This is a genomic window from Moorena sp. SIOASIH (genome assembly GCF_010671925.1).
In the GTDB taxonomy this organism is placed as follows: domain Bacteria; phylum Cyanobacteriota; class Cyanobacteriia; order Cyanobacteriales; family Coleofasciculaceae; genus Moorena.
Genome location: NZ_JAAHIH010000005.1, coordinates 875,778 through 892,272, shown reverse-complemented (window position 1 = coordinate 892,272; position 16,495 = coordinate 875,778). Strand labels below are relative to the sequence as shown.

Genomic DNA, 16,495 nt, shown 5'->3' with positions numbered 1-16,495 from the left:
CATTGGTCATTGGTCATTGATCATTACCTCAGTTTAATCATCAAACCAGCTGGCACGCCATGCTGCTTCGGCTTGAGCAACTGCCTTTTGCCGCTGTTTTTTGTAATACTCTCGCTTCAGTTGACTCATTTTAGCTAATAGATCTCTAATTTTCTTACGTCCAGGGGTCAAGTTAGGGTCTGCAAATTCTATTTCAGATAAGCGCAGCTTAATGGCAATAATACGGGTTAATCTGGATTCATCGGTTTCGCCATCACCTTTAGTTTCCATCATTATTTTGATAATATTGGGGGATTCAGCCGTTTCGACCGCAGATGCTTCGACTTTTGCCGCTGCTTCTAGGATTTCTTGGGGAAATTTGTCTGGTATAATTGATGATTTATGCAATATCCGATTGGTTTCCACAGAGACATCTTGAATAGTTTTGGTGATCCCACTCTCTAGGTGCTTGAGCCATTCCTCCAGTTTCTCTATGCTATTTCGTGGGTTACTCGTCAACTCAGCTGCTGGTGATGGCTCCCTTAGAGCATTCAAAAATCGAGAGTCTTCTGTAGATGAAGGCATTTCCGAGTCCTGATCCGAGTCCTGATCGAAGTCCTGATCCGAGTCCTGATCCAAGTCCTGATCCAAGTCATCAGTAGTAGCTGACCTTGACTCTTGCCACTGTTTTAGGAGTGATGGCAACTGTTGTTGAGTCTCTTGAGCCAGCTTTCGTAGGGATTGCTGTAATTGTTGCCTACTGTTAACCGACAAATTTAGAAAAGACTCAGGATACCCTTGAGTACAAATCCGATAGGCAGCCATAATCAGCTGCTGCCCCACGCATTGACCTAAAAAGGTCAAATAGTTAGAGTAGGTTGTTTGGAATTCCTTTGCCAAATGGGTGATGGCTTCCTCTAATGCTGCCAATTCCTGGTCAATTCGATTCACTGCTGTTATCTATACAATTCCATAGCTAATCCGTTGAGCATATCAAATACATGCCTAGTCTACAGTATGCCCATTTTTATAGTTGTACCACGTTCGGCTTCTACCCGTAGGAGTGTCAAATTCTCGTTCGCCCAATTAGCTCCTCAACTAGACGTGGCATCTGCCTAGTTTTGAATACGCTCATTTTTTTTGAAAAACAGTATCTATTGATACAGAATCATACCAGAAAAAGATATTAGATCAAAACACCTCAAAGACAAAGCTATCAACTAGTCAATCACCTCACCTAATCCGAAAGGATGTAGATGGGTTACTAAAGAGGTAAGACTTTCTTAGAGTTGACCAAAAATTTTGGGTTTCAAGCCTGGCCTTTGGCCAAGCTACTTGAGGTGCCCTTCTAGGGCGACTTTTCCAGAGTTGATACATAATGAGGATGTAGCCTAGCACAGGCAGGATTCGTCGGTACTGCCAAGCTCCCCAACGAGCGTTTTGCGATGCTAGTACACGAGGCGCGAAAAACCTCGACAAAACGCATGGATCAAGCGCGGATACCGAACAACCAGTAAAGTCAACTTTCACCAATTAACGTACCGTGGGGCACACGGGAACGTATTTAAACGCTTAGGGAGACAAGCCCACTGGGGTTAGTTAAATTAGGCTCGGTATTTGGTTCTTTAGAACGGATACTTGGCTTAAGTATTGCCTTTCGGATAGCTAATTTTAAGGCGTGTCGTAGAACTAAGAATCCCCGCTCATAAGCGAGCGGGGAGTGTCAATAGACCACAAGCGTGTTTAGCTGGTAAGCACTTCCGTTATACTTACCCAGTTCGGATTATCGGCAAATTTTCGTGAGCATTAGTGCGTGGTAGTTGGGACATCTTGCTAAACCCGAGGGTACTAATCACTTTTACACGAGAGGTTGATCACCATGTATCGTGTACCAATATTGTCCAAATTGCTTGATCAATTTTCTACCAAGAAAACACGGTTACTCGAACCTAGAACTCGATTAATTTGTAAACCCTTAGTTGGAGGTGCAGCAAAAGGAACCGGCTCAGTGGTAAAAGGTGGGTTTTGCCCCTTGAAAGCCCCCTCCTCAGCTAACTAGACCAGGGTAGGCGGGGTGTCCTGTAGCAATTTTTAATGAAATATTTCATTAAATAATGCTTTAATTCCCTTGACTATAGTCCCAGTTATTTGTAGGGTTTTGTCTTAAGACGAGGCTTTAGCTGAAGAAACTCCCTGATTACTGGCCCAGACAGGGGTCTAGCATCTAGCAATCAGGTATGTAAAGGTAGCAGGGTGAGGTCATGATGAGTCCTTTGAAAATGATGGACTCTTAGGTTTCGGTGGCTAATTTTACAATTTGTTTACTGAAGTTTCTCAGTGTGAGGAAGTGTATCTAAAACAGAGGTAAGTTAACGCTTATTATGACAATTTCAAAATCTCAGCGAACAATGAAAAACAAAGGTACCCTAGTAAAATCTAGGCGACCTATGGCTCACCAAGCCTCCCGCTCATCGTGGGATTATCCTTATCTAGAGCCATTGAAAGCGATCGCAAAATCCTTTTCCCCTTACTGGCTCGCCTGTATTCCTCTGACAGGGATAATTATTCTAGTTTGGCATACAGCAGCTTTTGCCCAGGATAGTGCGGCACCTACCCCAGAAGAAATTCAGGGAACTCTCAATGCTATCTGGATATTAGTAGCTGCCATCCTAGTTATTTTCATGAATGCCGGATTCGGAATGCTAGAAACCGGCTTCTGCCGCCAGAAGAATGCCGTAAACATTCTCTCGAAGAACCTAATCGTCTTTGCCTTGGCAACCATTGCGTTTTGGGCAATTGGTTTCTCCTTTATGTTCGGGAAAGGCAACGGATTTATTGGACTGTCGGGCTTTTTCCTCAGCAGTGAAGATCCCGCTACCTATGGGTTAGATCCATTTCCGGCAGGTCTACCGATATCGGTATTTTTCCTATTCCAAGCTGCTTTTGCTGGAACTGCCGCAACCATCGTGTCCGGTGCTGTTGCTGAACGGATTAAGTTCCTAGACTTTTTAATCTTCAGCATCCTGATTGTTGGGGTATCCTACTCCATCACTGGACACTGGGTTTGGAGCAGTGAGGGTTGGCTTGGTGCCATGGGATTCTCAGACTTTGCTGGCTCAACCGTGGTTCACTCCGTTGGTGGCTGGGCGGCTTTGATGGGAGCTGCTTTCCTCGGACCCCGTAGCGGTAAGTACGAAAACGGAGAACCTCGTGCTATCCCAGGTCACAACATGAGTATTGCCACTCTTGGTTGCTTGATTCTCTGGATCGGCTGGTTTGGCTTCAATCCAGGTTCTGAGCTAGCTGCTAGTGAGGCAGTTCCCTATATTGCGGTGACCACTAACCTAGCCGCAGCAGCTGGTGGGATTACCGCCACCTTGACTGCTTGGCTAAAAGATGGTAAGCCCGACCTGTCGATGATCATCAACGGGATTTTGGCTGGATTAGTGGCAATTACGGCTCCCTGTAACAATGTCAGCTATCTTTCAGCAGTTATTATTGGTGCTATTGGTGGCATCATCGTTGTCTTCTCGGTTTCCTTCTTTGACAACATCAAAATTGATGACCCAGTAGGGGCAATTTCAGTCCACTTGGTCAATGGTATCTGGGGAACCCTAGCCGTTGGACTCTTCGCTAAAGATTCAGGTCTGTTCACCGCCGGTAGTGCCGGTCAACTTGGCACCCAAATCTTGGGTATTCTAGCGATTGGTGGCTTCACCGTGCTGTTTAGTGGCATCCTGTGGTTAGTGCTGAAAGTTACCCTCGGGATCCGGGTGACACCAGAAGAAGAACTGGAAGGCTTGGATATCAGCGAACACGGTATGGAAGCTTACGCTGGATTTGTCAAGGAAGCCAGTGTGATGCATGGTTCTAGCGTGAGTAGCTTCAGTAGTCCTACAGACATGGCTAGTAGCTCTGAATTTTAGAGTTTTGCTGGCATGGTCTATTGCTTTTAACTAGGTTTTGTTAACAGTTAACAGTTAACTGTTAACTGTTAACTGTTAACTGATGGTATTACCTTTTCCCTGAGGGATGTTAGCCAAACCGCGAGAAGCCCAGCACTTTACCTTCTGAGGGCAAGGGTCGGAACGTCGAAATGCGTGATATAATAGTTGTAGTAGGGAAGACAAATTAAGAGCTAACCGCCACCTACGTGCCTGTACCAATACAACCACCGAATATGGGGTGACCTTCAGAAAAAAAACTTGATAGTTTGAGTTATCTGTGGATGGGTAGAATTCCAGCAGCTACATTGGTTCTAGAACGAGTTGTATTGTTCCGGCGGGTCGGGGCATCCCGTGTCGTTAATAAAGCTTGCCGTTCGCGTAGCGTGGCCAAAGGCCTTACGCGCCCCGCGTGGCCTACGGCCTTGTATCCGTTCGCGCAGCGTCGGGCTTTGCCCGAGGCGATAGCTGGAGTTGGTAAGAAGCCCGCCCTGTACCGTTAGGTCAGCGTCGGGAGTATGTCACTTGAAGCGTTGTCCACCTTGGGCTTTAATATCCCTTGCTGCCAATGGGTTTATGATTCTGACTCTCACCTGGGTACTACTGGGTGAGTATAAAAAGTTAAAGTCAGATCCAGTTAGCCATCCTGTGGTGACTACCCGAATTTTAAATCCCACCCCTGAACCAGTAATTAAATTAGGACCACGACACCAGTTAAATTACCAACAATGGCTGGCACTGCTGGAGAGGGAAGCTCAGGTAGTGGCTAATCAAAAACCAGAAAAGTTAACTGTACTGCTGGGAGATTCTCTAAGCCTATGGTTTCCCAATGCATTGCTACCCCCAAAACGCTACTGGCTTAATCAAGGACTGTCTGGGGAAACCTCAGCAGGGTTGCTCAAGCGCTTAGATATTTTGGATCAGACTAAGCCAGAAGCAATTTTTGTGATGATCGGCATCAATGACCTAATTCGGGGGGTCAAGGATGAAGCAATTCTAGAAAACCAACGGCTAACGATTCGCTACTTACGGCGAGCCCATACCGAAACTAAGATTGTCCTTCAATCGATTTTGCCCCATGGTGCTGAACAGGCAACCTGGGAAGGACGCGATCGCTTACTTACTATCCCCAACAGTCGCATCCAAAATCTGAACCAGCAGCTAAAAGCGATCGCTCACGCAGAAGGAGCGATTTATCTAAATCTCTATCCCCTCTTTGCTGATAGTCAGGGCAACCTGCAACCTGAGCTTAGTACCGATGGCTTGCATCTTAGTCCCCAAGGTTACTTAGTCTGGCGCTATGGTTTACAAATCTTTGAGCAACTTATCCTCCAAGAAGGATTAGCTATTCCGATAGCAAAGGGGACAGGGAGCAGGGAGTAGGGAGCAGGGAGTAGGGAACAAAAATTATCACAATTTATTTAGGATTGCTATAGTAACTAAGGTCACGCTTGATTAAAAGTAAATTAATAGTAATAGCAGTGATTGATAATTAATTTTATTCAGATAGCTCAATGGATACAAAAGCTTTCAAGCGCTCACTCCAGAAATCAGATAACTACCACCGCAAAGGATTTGGTCACGAAGCCGAAGTTACCTCTCAGTTGGAATCGGAATATCAAAGCAGTCTGATTGAAGAGATTCGTGCTAATAACTATCGGCTGCAACAGGGAGATGTGACCATCCGGCTAGCAGAAGCATTTGGCTTTTGCTGGGGTGTAGAGCGAGCTGTAGCCATGGCTTATGAAACCCGCACCCACTTCCCCAATGAACGGATCTGGATTACTAATGAAATTATTCACAACCCCTCTGTTAACCAGCGCTTGCGGGAAATGGCAGTAAAATTTATTGCCGTTGAGGATGGCAAGAAAGACTTCTCTGTTGTTGGTGCTGGGGATGTAGTGATTTTACCAGCATTCGGTGCTAGTGTTCAGGAAATGCAGCTGCTCCACGAGAAAGACTGCAAGATTGTAGATACTACCTGTCCCTGGGTGTCCAAAGTGTGGAACACCGTAGAGAAGCATAAGAAAAAAGAATACACTTCCATTATTCACGGAAAATATAAACACGAAGAAACGGTAGCAACGAGTTCCTTTGCCGGAAAATATCTAGTGTTGCTGAATCTACAAGAAGCGGAATACGTTGCCAACTACATTCTCAATGGTGGTAACCGGGAGGAATTTCTCGATAAATTTAAAAACGCTATGTCAGTTGGCTTTGACCCGGAGCAGGATTTAGAGCGGATTGGGATTGCCAACCAAACTACTATGCTCAAGACCGAGACCGAGCAGATCGGCAAACTTTTTGAGCGCACCATGATGAAGAAATATGGTACGTCTAATTTAAACGATCACTTCCAAAGCTTCAATACCATTTGTGATGCCACCCAAGAACGGCAGGATGCCATGTTGGAGCTCGTAGAAGAAAAGCTAGACTTGATGATTGTGATTGGTGGCTTTAATTCCTCCAATACCACTCACCTGCAAGAAATTGCTATTGAGCGACAACTACCATCCTATCACATTGACAGTGTCAACCGGATTATTTCTGCTGATGAAATCGAGCATAAACCCCTACATCAGGAGGTGGAAGTAGCACGAAATTGGCTTCCCTCTGGTTCGATAGTAGTAGGAGTAACCTCTGGAGCGTCTACTCCTGATAAGGTAGTAGAAGATGTAATCAATAGGATTTTTGAACTGAAGGCGACTGCTGTAGCAGTTTAGAACTGAGCGCGTTTGTATCTGGGTTGTGAACATATTGCCAAAAGTCAAGAGGCAAAAGGCAAGAGGCAAGAGGCAAGAGTAACCCACCCCTAACCCCTCCCAGGAGGGGCAATAGATCCGGAGTTTTATTGTCTAATAAAAAAAGACCATACAGGTTTACATCTCAAATACAAACGCCCTTAGCTGATACGCGACACGCTGATAGCTATTGGCGTAGCCTGCGCGTAGCGCATATGCTTACCTCGTACTTATGAGCTACAGTCAATTTTATTCCCTCTACTCCCTACTCCCTACTCCCTACTCCCTACTCCCTATTCCCTACTCCCTATTCCCTATTCCCTGCTTCAAATTACCATCAACCATTACCCTCCAATCGCAACAATAACCATCCTCCTGCTCCGAAACCAAATAGATTAGGTAACCAGGCAGCTACAATTGGGGAGAGAATTCCCGCTATACCGAAACCTCCGATTACAAAGCTCAGTAAGTAGTAGCCAAAAATTACGATTAAACAGACCCCAAAGCTAGTCCCTTTACTAATTCGTTTAGGTCGAATACTGATGCTTGCTCCTACTAAGCCAAAGATTATACAAATGAATGGAAAAGCAATTTTTTGTTGCATCCGCACTTGCAGCATCCGGAGTTTTTTGCGATCGCCAGCTCCCTTAAGCAAGTGAATCATTTCTATGGCTTGAATAATATTCATCTCATAAGGGTCACGGGCTTTAGTGACTAAATCAAGGGGTGCTCTAGGAAATGGGATTTGTTGATGATCAAAGGTTACTATTTTCTGGAAAGAGGTATTAGGACTAATAAAATAAATTGACCCATGGAAAAAATCCCAGGTATTTTGCTTATAATTCCAAAGGGCTGATTCCGATAGAATAATTTTCTTCAACTTACCCTGATTAGACCACTCCAAGACAGTCAGCTCTTTCATGCTCTGACCATCAAATCGATTTCCATAGAATAAGCGTTTGAGTGTCTGAGTAGTTGTGCCATTGGGTTGGGTAAAAGTCTGATACTCTGGATACAGAATACCGTTTTCCTCGAAAGAGGATTTTTCCTGATTAAGAGCTTTTTCTAATGTTATAGTTGCCTGGTAGTTAGCGGCTGGAACAATTAATTCATTGAAGAGAAAAGTGATTCCTGTGACAATTAGGCTGAGAACCAGAGCAGGGGCAACCAGTCGGTATAAACTCACACCGCAGCTGCGCAGGGCAATTAACTCACTGTCATTACTCAAGCGAGAATATGCTATTAGTGTAGCCAGCAGTACTGATATGGGTAAGGCATAGGACATAAACTCAGGAAACTTTAAGAGCACGACTTGGGCAGCAATTGTCCAAGATAGTCCTAACTCAGTGATTTTGACTACCATATCAAACAGGCTACCCACAGCCACACCAATAGATGAAAACCCGCCAACACCAAATAGAAACGGTGGGATGAGTTCAGCAGCGATGTAGCGATCCATCACTGATAAGCTAGGAAAAACGAATTTAAGGAAGTAAGGTTTGCCGAGTTTCAATCTTCTTAAGTGGTTAGAGTTTCAAAAAGCATAGAAAACAATTTCATGCCTTTTGTTGCTAAGTTTTCCCCAATCCAGTAAACCTACCATGTTTGTTATGGGAGTATCTGCAAACTATCGCAATTTTGATCACAAGTGGTGTGGGGTGTGGGGTGTGGGGTGTGGGGTGTGGGGTGTGGGGTTTTTTACAAAGGGGCGAGTAGGTACTTTTATTGTCTTGATGCAATAGCGAGTGGGGTAAATCCCCAAGACCGCGCTGCATCGCTACGTATAAATTACTCAAAATATGTATCAAAATACACAATAATTTCCGGGATAATTCTCCCCATTTCCCGCTTTTCCCGACTCCCGACTCCCGACTCCCGACTCCCTACTCCCGACTCCCTACTCCCTACTCCCTACTCCTCTATAACCTCTACCAAATCTTCAACCATAACATCAAAGGCCCGGGCTAGCTTCAGAATTGCTGTAAAATCCGTCATACTCATGGCGTCACGTCGGGCATAACTAGCCACAGTGCTATAGGTTACTCCGGAACGATCGGAAACTTCTTTCAACGTCCAACCCTTCTCCGCCGCTAATTCTCGAACTCGTAACCTAATTAATCCCATTTTGGACTTGACAAACTACGCAACTACATATTTAATAGTTAATAGAGTATTCGGCGATCACCCAAGAGGCCGCAAAACTACTGGGCGATCGCCTTTCCTAAAACAACCCATAAAAATGGGGTATTTAACAATATGATATCAACTCGACAAACTTACCGAGACCGCTTAAAACCGTGGTGTGTCATTCGACACCTACCCAAGATGCAACGGATAACTGTAGCGCGATTTAATCGGCGCAGTGATGCGGAAGCTTATCAGCAAGCTCTTCAGCGTTTGCTGCCCAATTTCAACCATGTGGTGATCTTTGATACACCTTTGAAGGAATAATCCAGTCCGTAGGGTGCATTAGGGACGGGCTCGCGCTGATTTTCCACCTGTTCGCGCCTAGAACAGCCCGTCCCGTAACGCACCACCCAGGGGTTAGGGCTGATTTTCTGCTGGGCATGGGGAATATTTTGGGTTGCTACAGCTAATCCTGTTAGTTCGGAATGTTAACAGGGAACTATATAGCTATCACCTAGGAAAGTATCCCTCCAGTAGTGATTAAAAGAATCAGAAGGAGCTTGTATGGTTGAACCTCTAGTACAAGACAAAATAAGAGTTAAAAGCGAAAGTGTACAGACAATCTTGGCTAGGTTAAAAAAAGGGCGTGTCTATATTCCTGATTACCATGCTAATCAATGGAACCTTATAAAAAAATCACTTTTTATTGAGTCTATTCTTAACAACCTTACTATTCAATGTTTATTGTTTTGTGAAGATGATACCCGAAAATACGAAGTAGTTGATTAAAAAAAACGACTCCAAACTATTAGAAGTTTTGCTGATAACTATTTTTCGATTAGTGATAACAAAACTATTAAATATATTCTACCATACGCTTATATATATAGGGGCAAAAAATACAGTGAATTGGAAGAAATACTACAAAATATATTTAAAAACTATATGCTCACTATAATTTATATTACTAAAAATATAGAGTTACAAACTAAGCTATAAATATCACGGTAAACGAATCTTGTCAATAAACCTGGTGGAGTTCTCAATAAACCCAGCATCATTGCGCTTGTTGAGAATGAATTTTATATATCTAGTGTTTATTTAATTATTAAAACACTAGATATAGGAATAAGCAAATTAGATGCGTTTACCCTGCTATAAATATTGAGACGAATCAACGAAGGATAAACTCCTCTTTCTGGTCAAGATATTCGTTTCCTTTAACTTGGAAATAAGCTTACTTTAGGCAGAATTTTAATAGCGAGTTAAATGGATATGTCTGTCCTCTGTGTCACAGGTTATTTCGAGGACCCAAAGGATTTAAAGAGCTTAAAGCTGATCATATTCATCCTTTTAGCAAAGGTGGTTTAACTACCTGGGATAATCATGAAGCTTCCACCACCTGAACGTTCGCGTAGCGTGGCGATAGCCAGGTGGTGGTGTCTTATGCGCGCTCTAGGACTAACCGTTGCCCAAAGATCACATAGACAGGCCCAGCTTCTAGGCGGTCGTCCAGAGTTTTTACTGGAACGACCCTCACCGTCATTTCTGCGAGTGAGCTTAAACACACCTCTAGCACCAATATTGTAAGCACCATTAAGATCTGCATTAAAGCGCTTACCTGATGAGAAAGTAGCTAGGGAGTATTTTTGGGAATTTCTCTTAACCGTACCAGAACCATCATAAGCAAGTTTTGAAGTGTAAGCTGCTACAACTTCTACGATTTTGCCGCCTAGTTCCGCCCATTTCATTTCCGTGAAGTCGCGAATTTTTGCCTTGAGCCATCCATGAAATCTTTGCCGTAGGTTGGATCGCTTTCGTCCACCCTTTGGCTTCCATCCTTTGAGGTTCTCAAATACGATGGCTAATGAATTAAACTTTTCAGCAATCTCAACAATTCGCTTGGAAACAGTATGGCCAATCTGGTTATTGATTCTTCGACATTTTTGGTAGGTCTTGGAGCAGAATCCTTTGTGAAGTTTTCCACCTTTTCCCATCGTTTTAGATGCCCGTACCGATACGGATTTTAGTCGCTTGTCCCTACGGTCTATGTCTCTCCCCGGGTGAATAAACTCGCGGTGGATTACAGTGCCGTCATGAGTGACAACCGCTATTGTTGCAGTAGTATTAATTCCTAAATCTACGGCAGTTACATTAGCCTCTGGTTTACGTTTTTCTGGTTTACAAGTAAATGGAACTGATAAATGACAAACTCTTTCATTGAAAACCAACGAAGGAGACATCATTTTATTGGTGGCTACCTGATGGCGTTCCCTTAAACCAGTGATTTGAACCACAGTCCAAACCCAGTCAGAACCGTTGAAAACTTTGATCTCGACTTGGTCAAAGCCGTGAAGCTTATAACACTGACCTTTGTACAAAGCGGGGTAACAGCCAGTATCTGCATTTAACTTTGGAGGCTTGCTGTCCCGTCTCTTTCGGATACCCGATTGCCATTCCCTGTAACGAGTTACAAAACTACTAACAAGACCCGCTGCAAAAGCGATTCGGCGTAGCCGACGCTTCGCGAACGCAGCACGACGGTAGTAGCTAGGGAATTTGTAAAAAGTTTTGTTAAATTGAGGATACTTGATATTAGGACGTTTGGCTGTTTGATGCATTAACTGCTCAACAGCAGGAGTTAACTGATCTGCTGTTAAACCCCCTAGCTCAGACCAATGAGTATAAATGATTCCGACCAAATACCGACAAGCTTGACGATACACCTTAATTGTCTCACCGAACAGTATTCTTTGATCGAGAGTCACATTAAGTTGCCATTTGTCAGTTCGTATGACTTTGGTCGGCGTTTTCACGCTTTCTAACAAACTCTCCTGTATTTAATATTTTAATCTATAAAAGATGAGACGACAATTCGGCAAAGCCGACGCTTGGCGAACGAATAATTTGTGTTCCAGCTTTTAGTAAACATCAGCAGCTTGCTCCTTAACCCCCACCTGGACGTTCGCTTAGCGTGGCCTACGGCCAGGTGGGGGAATGCGTCGCATCTTTGTTCAACTTCTTTGCCTTCGATGTAACGCACAAAAAAGCGATACCATTTAGAGTGTTTGTGCCGCCACACCCCTAAACCTGTAATTATAGCGTTTTTCATCCTAATCAGGTAAATCCAATTTTATTACCTCTGTCTTGATGCAGCGCGGTCTCGCGCTGCTTTCTACTCCCTACTCCCTACTCCCTGCTCCGAAGTCCCTACTCCCTACTCCCTGCTCCGAAGTCCCTACTCCCTACTCCCTGCTCCCTGCTCCCTGCTATAACCCTCAACAACTGTGCCTTTTCCCAAACTATTGCAAAAGCTCCAACACAGCTTTCGGTGAAAGTTTATCCTTAAACCAAACAACTTGAGCTGGCAAATTCTTCACCGTAACCCCAGCTTTCTCCAAATTTAACCGTTCCGAAATCGCCAGAATCAAATTGTCACATTCGGCCTTGCGCACCTGAGCGAATTTCTTTCTTAAATACTCTGGACGCCAGTAACCAATAATTTCTAATAGGAAATTTCGCCCATCAGGATGAACAATCCGAAAATCGGGCACCATCACACTACCAGGAATAGGAATTAAATCCACTTCTCGCTCTAACACCCACTCAGTTTTCTGAGATTCCCAACGCTTAGCAAAGGAAGCTTCTAACATACTGTCGTAGGGTTTACCAGGGGGATAGTGAGTCACCAAGCCACAGCGGTCATTAAGGCTAAAATGCCCCGTCTTGATCGTACCGCTGTAAGGGTCACGGCTTTGTAACGTAGCCTTGAGACTCCATTTAGTAACGTGTAGTAAGGCTGGAATCAGTTTTGCGATCGCTAAACCATAGCGAGTACTCGGCTTAAATAAACTAGTCGGTCCATCAATAGTAATCGTGAAGCCATGATCCGCATCCCCTTCAATGTAGGTCATCAGCTGAAACAACTTCAAATAGCGGATTAAGAGCTTATACTCCCCTGGAACATTCCGGTGAGCATTCAGAGTCATCTGAGATGCCCGATAAAAAATACCCTGGACTTGAGATAAATTATAGCGATGTAGTAATGCCTCTGGTGCTGGGTGATCGAACTGAGTCAGAATACGATTTTCGTGTAAATCCGCATAAAGTCCTTTAGAAATTTGCTCAGGTAACACTTCCTGGTTTAATTCCTTAGATAAAGCAGTGCTCACGCTTTCTAGAGTCTCTTGAGTTGCCTGGCGACTAGGAACAGATTGAGCCGCCAGGGCAAAGACTCGTTGCCGGAGTTCCTTAGGGTCTATGGGGCTAACAACTTCAAAGGTACTGAAGCTCGTTTTAAGAATATGGGCTAAACCTCGTTTAACCCGGTAGTCAGGGCTATCTCCTTCCCAATCGGACAACTTACGGTCTAGTTCCCCTTGGGTACTACCAGTAGCCTCAATAAAGCAGTGGATTAACTCAGCTGCCATAGCACAGGTCTGATTGTTAATCAGCAACCGTTTGGGAATGATTTCTTCGCCATTTTGTCTACTAATTAGCAAATCAGTCGGTAGCATTAATAATTAAGTCGTTTTTTTCTTTCTTTGCTGTGATATCTTGCTTTTAATGGCGGTGTCATGATAAAAGTAAACGGGTAAAGATACTGCCAGCTTGCCTGGTACAGAGAATAAACAGAGAGTAAATGGTCAAGGAGGTTCCTAGTCAACTGTCTTTTCTACCATCAAAATTTATTCTTTACTCGAAATACTTCCTTTGACCCTAACCATTAAGGTTGGCTCGATTGAATTACACAGAGGTGCTAAATAATCATGAAAATCGCTCTATCCCCAGAATCGCCATTTTTGATTTCCCACCGACTAAACCATAAATCTGTGGGGTCTACACCTGAACGCCAATCCAACCTGGACATAGAGACAATGGTAAACCAGATGATTACCAGGGGTCAATTGAGCCGTCAAGAGTATTTACAGCTGACGAGTGCCTTCCTCTGCGATTACAATATAAACGACGCAGAACGCCACCAGATTAATCGGATATTTGATAATGTTCAGACTGGTCGTGTGAAATTAGTTGATTATCAAGTTAGTTAATTAGGGACGCACAGTGATAACCACCCACACTTTGCTATCTCGAAAGTGTGGGATGACAACCAAGCCTTTGTTATTACCCTCAGGGTTTCGTGAAGCCATCCAACTTGGTTGTGATTATCTCAGAAATACTACCTTACCCAGAGTATATAAGCACTCCGTCGTGAGCATCCTGATCGATGGGATCTTGTTTTAATTGTTGTCAAAGGGCGTCTGACAGGCATTGAATCCCACACCCCCCTTACCGCTAGGACGTGGGGCTTGAAGCCAAAATAATTAAGCGGCATAATTAATCAGCTTGACTATTGCGTCACAATTAGGTTTAAGCATCACCAAATCAAATCTGGCATCTCCTAATGGGATTACTATTGTACCAAATTTTGCGGAATTACAAGCTATCCCAGGGAATAATTTGGTAAAAGCAAAAATCTAGACTAGCGAGGTATTAAAGTGTCGCAATCCAAAGCAACTGTGCTAGTTACAGGGGGAGCCGGATATATTGGCTCCCATGCTGTATTAGCACTCTTGGCAGCTGGCTACGAAGTGGTGGTTCTAGACAATTTAGTCTATGGTCATCGAGACATAGTCGAAGACGTTCTAAAGGTGAAGCTAGTTGTCGGTGATACCAATGACCGGGTATTACTCGACAATCTTTTTAGCCACTATGATATCAGTGCAGTAATGCACTTTGCTGCCTATGCCTATGTAGGAGAGTCCGTAACTGACCCTGCTAAATATTACCGTAATAATGTAACCGGGACACTAACACTCCTGGAAGCTATGGTAGCAGCATCTATTAAGAAATTGGTCTTTTCCTCTACCTGTGCTACCTACGGGGTACCAAAAACTGTACCGATTCCAGAAGATCATCCCCAAAACCCAATTAATCCCTATGGGGCGAGTAAATTAATGGTAGAGCGGATTCTATCGGATTTCCATACCGCCTATGATTTAAAATCCGTAACCTTCCGCTATTTTAATGCCGCTGGTGCTGACCCAGAGGGTAGGCTAGGGGAAGATCACACCCCCGAAACCCACCTTATTCCCTTAGTACTGCTCACTGCTTTAGGTAAACGGGAGTCCATCTCCATTTTTGGTACCGATTATCCCACACCTGACGGAACTTGTATTCGGGACTATATTCACGTCCAGGATTTAGCCTCTGCTCATGTTTTGGGGTTGGACTATTTGTTAAAGGGTGGGGATAGTGAAATCTTTAACTTAGGCAATGGCAACGGCTTCTCAGTCAAAGAAGTCATTGAAGCAGCCAGACTTGTCACAAAACAAAACATCAAAGCTATAGAATGCGATCGCCGTCCTGGTGATCCCCCCGCTTTGGTCGGTAGTAGTGACAAAGCCAGACAACTTCTGGGTTGGTATCCCCAATATTCCCATATCAACACCATCTTGTCCCACGCCTGGCAATGGCATCAGAAGCGCCATGGGGTCAAGGATGCTCTCCTTAGGATTCCGGTAGCAGGAAGGATTAAGGATTAAGCATGTTAGGCTTAGGCGTCCATTGTAGGGTATACTTAAAGTTTAACTATTATCGCCTAATCAAAAGATGGAGTAGGGACATAGGGACAGGGTTGGCGATTGGCCGGATGTACCGGTGCGCTTACAGTCAATGATAAACCTTTACTTCCCTGTGTTCCCTCTGTTTCCTTTCTTTCCCTTCTTACCTATATTCTAAATTTATATCTACCACACCCCTGAAACGTTCAACGCTTTAGGGGTTAGTGTCGTTCGTCGATTTTTTGTTTGATTAGATTAGGGTGTGCAACATTTAACCTGTACAAACCTACTCACAAGCAGATAGGAGGATGGTATAGCATTAGTTAAAACTAATGGTTGTTGCCGACAAAGCAATGCCAAAAGCATTGCGCTAATTTTATTAATGGAGGCTCTGCTGCCTACTCTCAAACCGCACTGTAACTTCACTCAGTCCATTATTTTACGTCGCTTAACTTACGACCAGCTGCCTTAGCTTTTAGTTCTTCGTTGGGCGGTAGTGTTCCCTTGTTAAACAAGTTACTAACTTATTTGATTATAAAAAAGTGGATAATGTTTGACAAGGTTTAGAGAGCTATAAGGCCAATAGTTGCACCTCGAAAGGATGATAGTTGATCACACCTGAGATTATAGCACTTGAAACGGGAATACTGATTCTATGCGCCATTTTCCATTTCCCTGAAAAAAGTGTTTATCTAGGAAAGTGTCAATCACCCCATCTAAATCGAAAGGTAATGGTTGGTCTTCCTGAGATTTGACCCTTAGCACTAAGGGTTTAGCTGGTAAGCACTTCGGAATACGTCCCGAGTTCGGATTATCCGAAAACTCCATACTTATGAGTGACCATTAGTAGGGTGGGCAAAGTAATCTAATCATGAATACTCACGCATAACCAAATGGTTTTTGCCCACCCTACAAGCTCCTTCGGAATACGTCCCGAGTTCGGATTATCGGCAAACTCCATACTTATGAGTGACCATTAGTAGGGTGGGCAAAGTAATCTAATCGTGAATACTCACGCATAACCAAATGGTTTTTGCCCACCCTACAAGCTCCCTACTCCCTCTTTAGTGACCATTAGTGCGTGGTAATTGGGACATCTTGCTAAACCCAAGGGGACTAATCACTTTGACACGAGAGGTTG

16 protein-coding genes are annotated in these 16,495 nt (G+C 44.0%); 10 read left to right on the top strand and 6 right to left on the bottom strand.

Going from position 1 to position 16,495, the window contains the following annotated elements; all coding sequences use genetic code 11:
* Positions 1–33: 33 nt before the first annotated feature.
* Positions 34–930, bottom strand: coding sequence for a hypothetical protein (locus F6J90_RS31090; RefSeq protein ID WP_293102716.1), 897 nt, complete (start codon positions 928–930; stop codon positions 34–36).
* Positions 931–2,360: 1,430 nt separating this feature from the next.
* On the opposite strand from F6J90_RS31090, the gene F6J90_RS31085 reads away from it, so the two are divergent.
* The 4 genes from F6J90_RS31085 to F6J90_RS31070 all read left to right on the top strand — a co-directional run bounded on the left by F6J90_RS31085 (position 2,361) and on the right by F6J90_RS31070 (position 7,031).
* On the top strand, positions 2,361–3,905 hold the full coding sequence (locus tag F6J90_RS31085; protein WP_366513925.1) for an ammonium transporter: 1,545 nt from the start codon (positions 2,361–2,363) through the stop codon (positions 3,903–3,905).
* Positions 3,906–4,448: 543 nt separating this feature from the next.
* The gene (locus F6J90_RS31080) at positions 4,449–5,306 is read left to right on the top strand and encodes a GDSL-type esterase/lipase family protein (RefSeq protein ID WP_293102713.1); all 858 of its coding nucleotides are present in this window, start codon (positions 4,449–4,451) and stop codon (positions 5,304–5,306) included.
* Between the two features lie 131 nt (positions 5,307–5,437).
* A complete protein-coding gene (locus F6J90_RS31075; RefSeq protein ID WP_293102710.1) occupies positions 5,438–6,646 on the top strand; it encodes a 4-hydroxy-3-methylbut-2-enyl diphosphate reductase in 1,209 nt (402 codons plus the stop codon).
* Between the two features lie 250 nt (positions 6,647–6,896).
* Positions 6,897–7,031, top strand: a complete 135-nt coding sequence (locus tag F6J90_RS31070; RefSeq protein WP_293102708.1) for a hypothetical protein — start codon at positions 6,897–6,899, stop codon at positions 7,029–7,031.
* Here the strand turns inward: F6J90_RS31070 and F6J90_RS31065 are convergent.
* Positions 7,002–8,177, bottom strand: coding sequence for an LptF/LptG family permease (locus F6J90_RS31065; protein WP_366513923.1), 1,176 nt, complete (start codon positions 8,175–8,177; stop codon positions 7,002–7,004). The genes F6J90_RS31070 and F6J90_RS31065 overlap by 30 nt on opposite strands.
* 398 nt (positions 8,178–8,575) lie before the next feature.
* A complete protein-coding gene (locus tag F6J90_RS31060; protein WP_008185577.1) occupies positions 8,576–8,788 on the bottom strand; it encodes a helix-turn-helix transcriptional regulator in 213 nt (70 codons plus the stop codon).
* A 132-nt stretch (positions 8,789–8,920) separates the two neighbouring features.
* On the opposite strand from F6J90_RS31060, the gene F6J90_RS31055 reads away from it, so the two are divergent.
* From F6J90_RS31055 to F6J90_RS43820, 3 genes are all read left to right on the top strand, one after another.
* Positions 8,921–9,115, top strand: a complete 195-nt coding sequence (locus tag F6J90_RS31055; protein ID WP_293102705.1) for a hypothetical protein — start codon at positions 8,921–8,923, stop codon at positions 9,113–9,115.
* 240 nt (positions 9,116–9,355) lie between these two features.
* Positions 9,356–9,580, top strand: coding sequence for a hypothetical protein (locus F6J90_RS31050; RefSeq protein WP_293102702.1), 225 nt, complete (start codon positions 9,356–9,358; stop codon positions 9,578–9,580).
* A gap of 497 nt (positions 9,581–10,077) precedes the next feature.
* A complete protein-coding gene (locus tag F6J90_RS43820; protein ID WP_366513940.1) occupies positions 10,078–10,197 on the top strand; it encodes an HNH endonuclease in 120 nt (39 codons plus the stop codon).
* On the opposite strand, the gene F6J90_RS31045 is transcribed toward F6J90_RS43820, so the two are convergent.
* Positions 10,159–11,607: a transposase gene (locus F6J90_RS31045; RefSeq protein WP_293102699.1), complete on the bottom strand. Its 1,449-nt coding sequence runs from the start codon at positions 11,605–11,607 to the stop codon at positions 10,159–10,161. The genes F6J90_RS43820 and F6J90_RS31045 overlap by 39 nt on opposite strands.
* Positions 11,608–11,941: 334 nt before the next feature.
* On the opposite strand from F6J90_RS31045, the gene F6J90_RS31040 reads away from it, so the two are divergent.
* Entirely contained in the window at positions 11,942–12,154 is a 213-nt protein-coding gene (locus F6J90_RS31040) for a hypothetical protein (RefSeq protein WP_293102696.1), read from the top strand.
* Here F6J90_RS31040 and F6J90_RS31035 read toward each other — a convergent pair.
* Positions 12,094–13,308 carry a DUF790 family protein gene (locus F6J90_RS31035; RefSeq protein ID WP_293102693.1) on the bottom strand — a complete coding sequence of 405 codons (1,215 nt, stop codon included), beginning with the start codon at positions 13,306–13,308 and terminating at the stop codon, positions 12,094–12,096. The two genes, F6J90_RS31040 and F6J90_RS31035, sit on opposite strands and share 61 nt — an antisense overlap.
* Positions 13,309–13,560: 252 nt before the next feature.
* Between F6J90_RS31035 and F6J90_RS31030 the strand changes: the two genes are divergently transcribed.
* Entirely contained in the window at positions 13,561–13,842 is a 282-nt protein-coding gene (locus tag F6J90_RS31030) for a hypothetical protein (protein WP_293102690.1), read from the top strand.
* 447 nt (positions 13,843–14,289) lie between these two features.
* Positions 14,290–15,336 carry a UDP-glucose 4-epimerase GalE gene (galE, locus tag F6J90_RS31025; RefSeq protein WP_293102688.1) on the top strand — a complete coding sequence of 349 codons (1,047 nt, stop codon included), beginning with the start codon at positions 14,290–14,292 and terminating at the stop codon, positions 15,334–15,336.
* A 642-nt stretch (positions 15,337–15,978) separates the two neighbouring features.
* On the opposite strand, the gene F6J90_RS31020 is transcribed toward galE, so the two are convergent.
* Positions 15,979–16,182 (bottom strand): hypothetical protein, encoded by a 204-nt coding sequence (locus tag F6J90_RS31020; RefSeq protein WP_293102685.1) that lies wholly within the window; start codon positions 16,180–16,182, stop codon positions 15,979–15,981.
* Positions 16,183–16,495 lie beyond the last annotated feature (313 nt).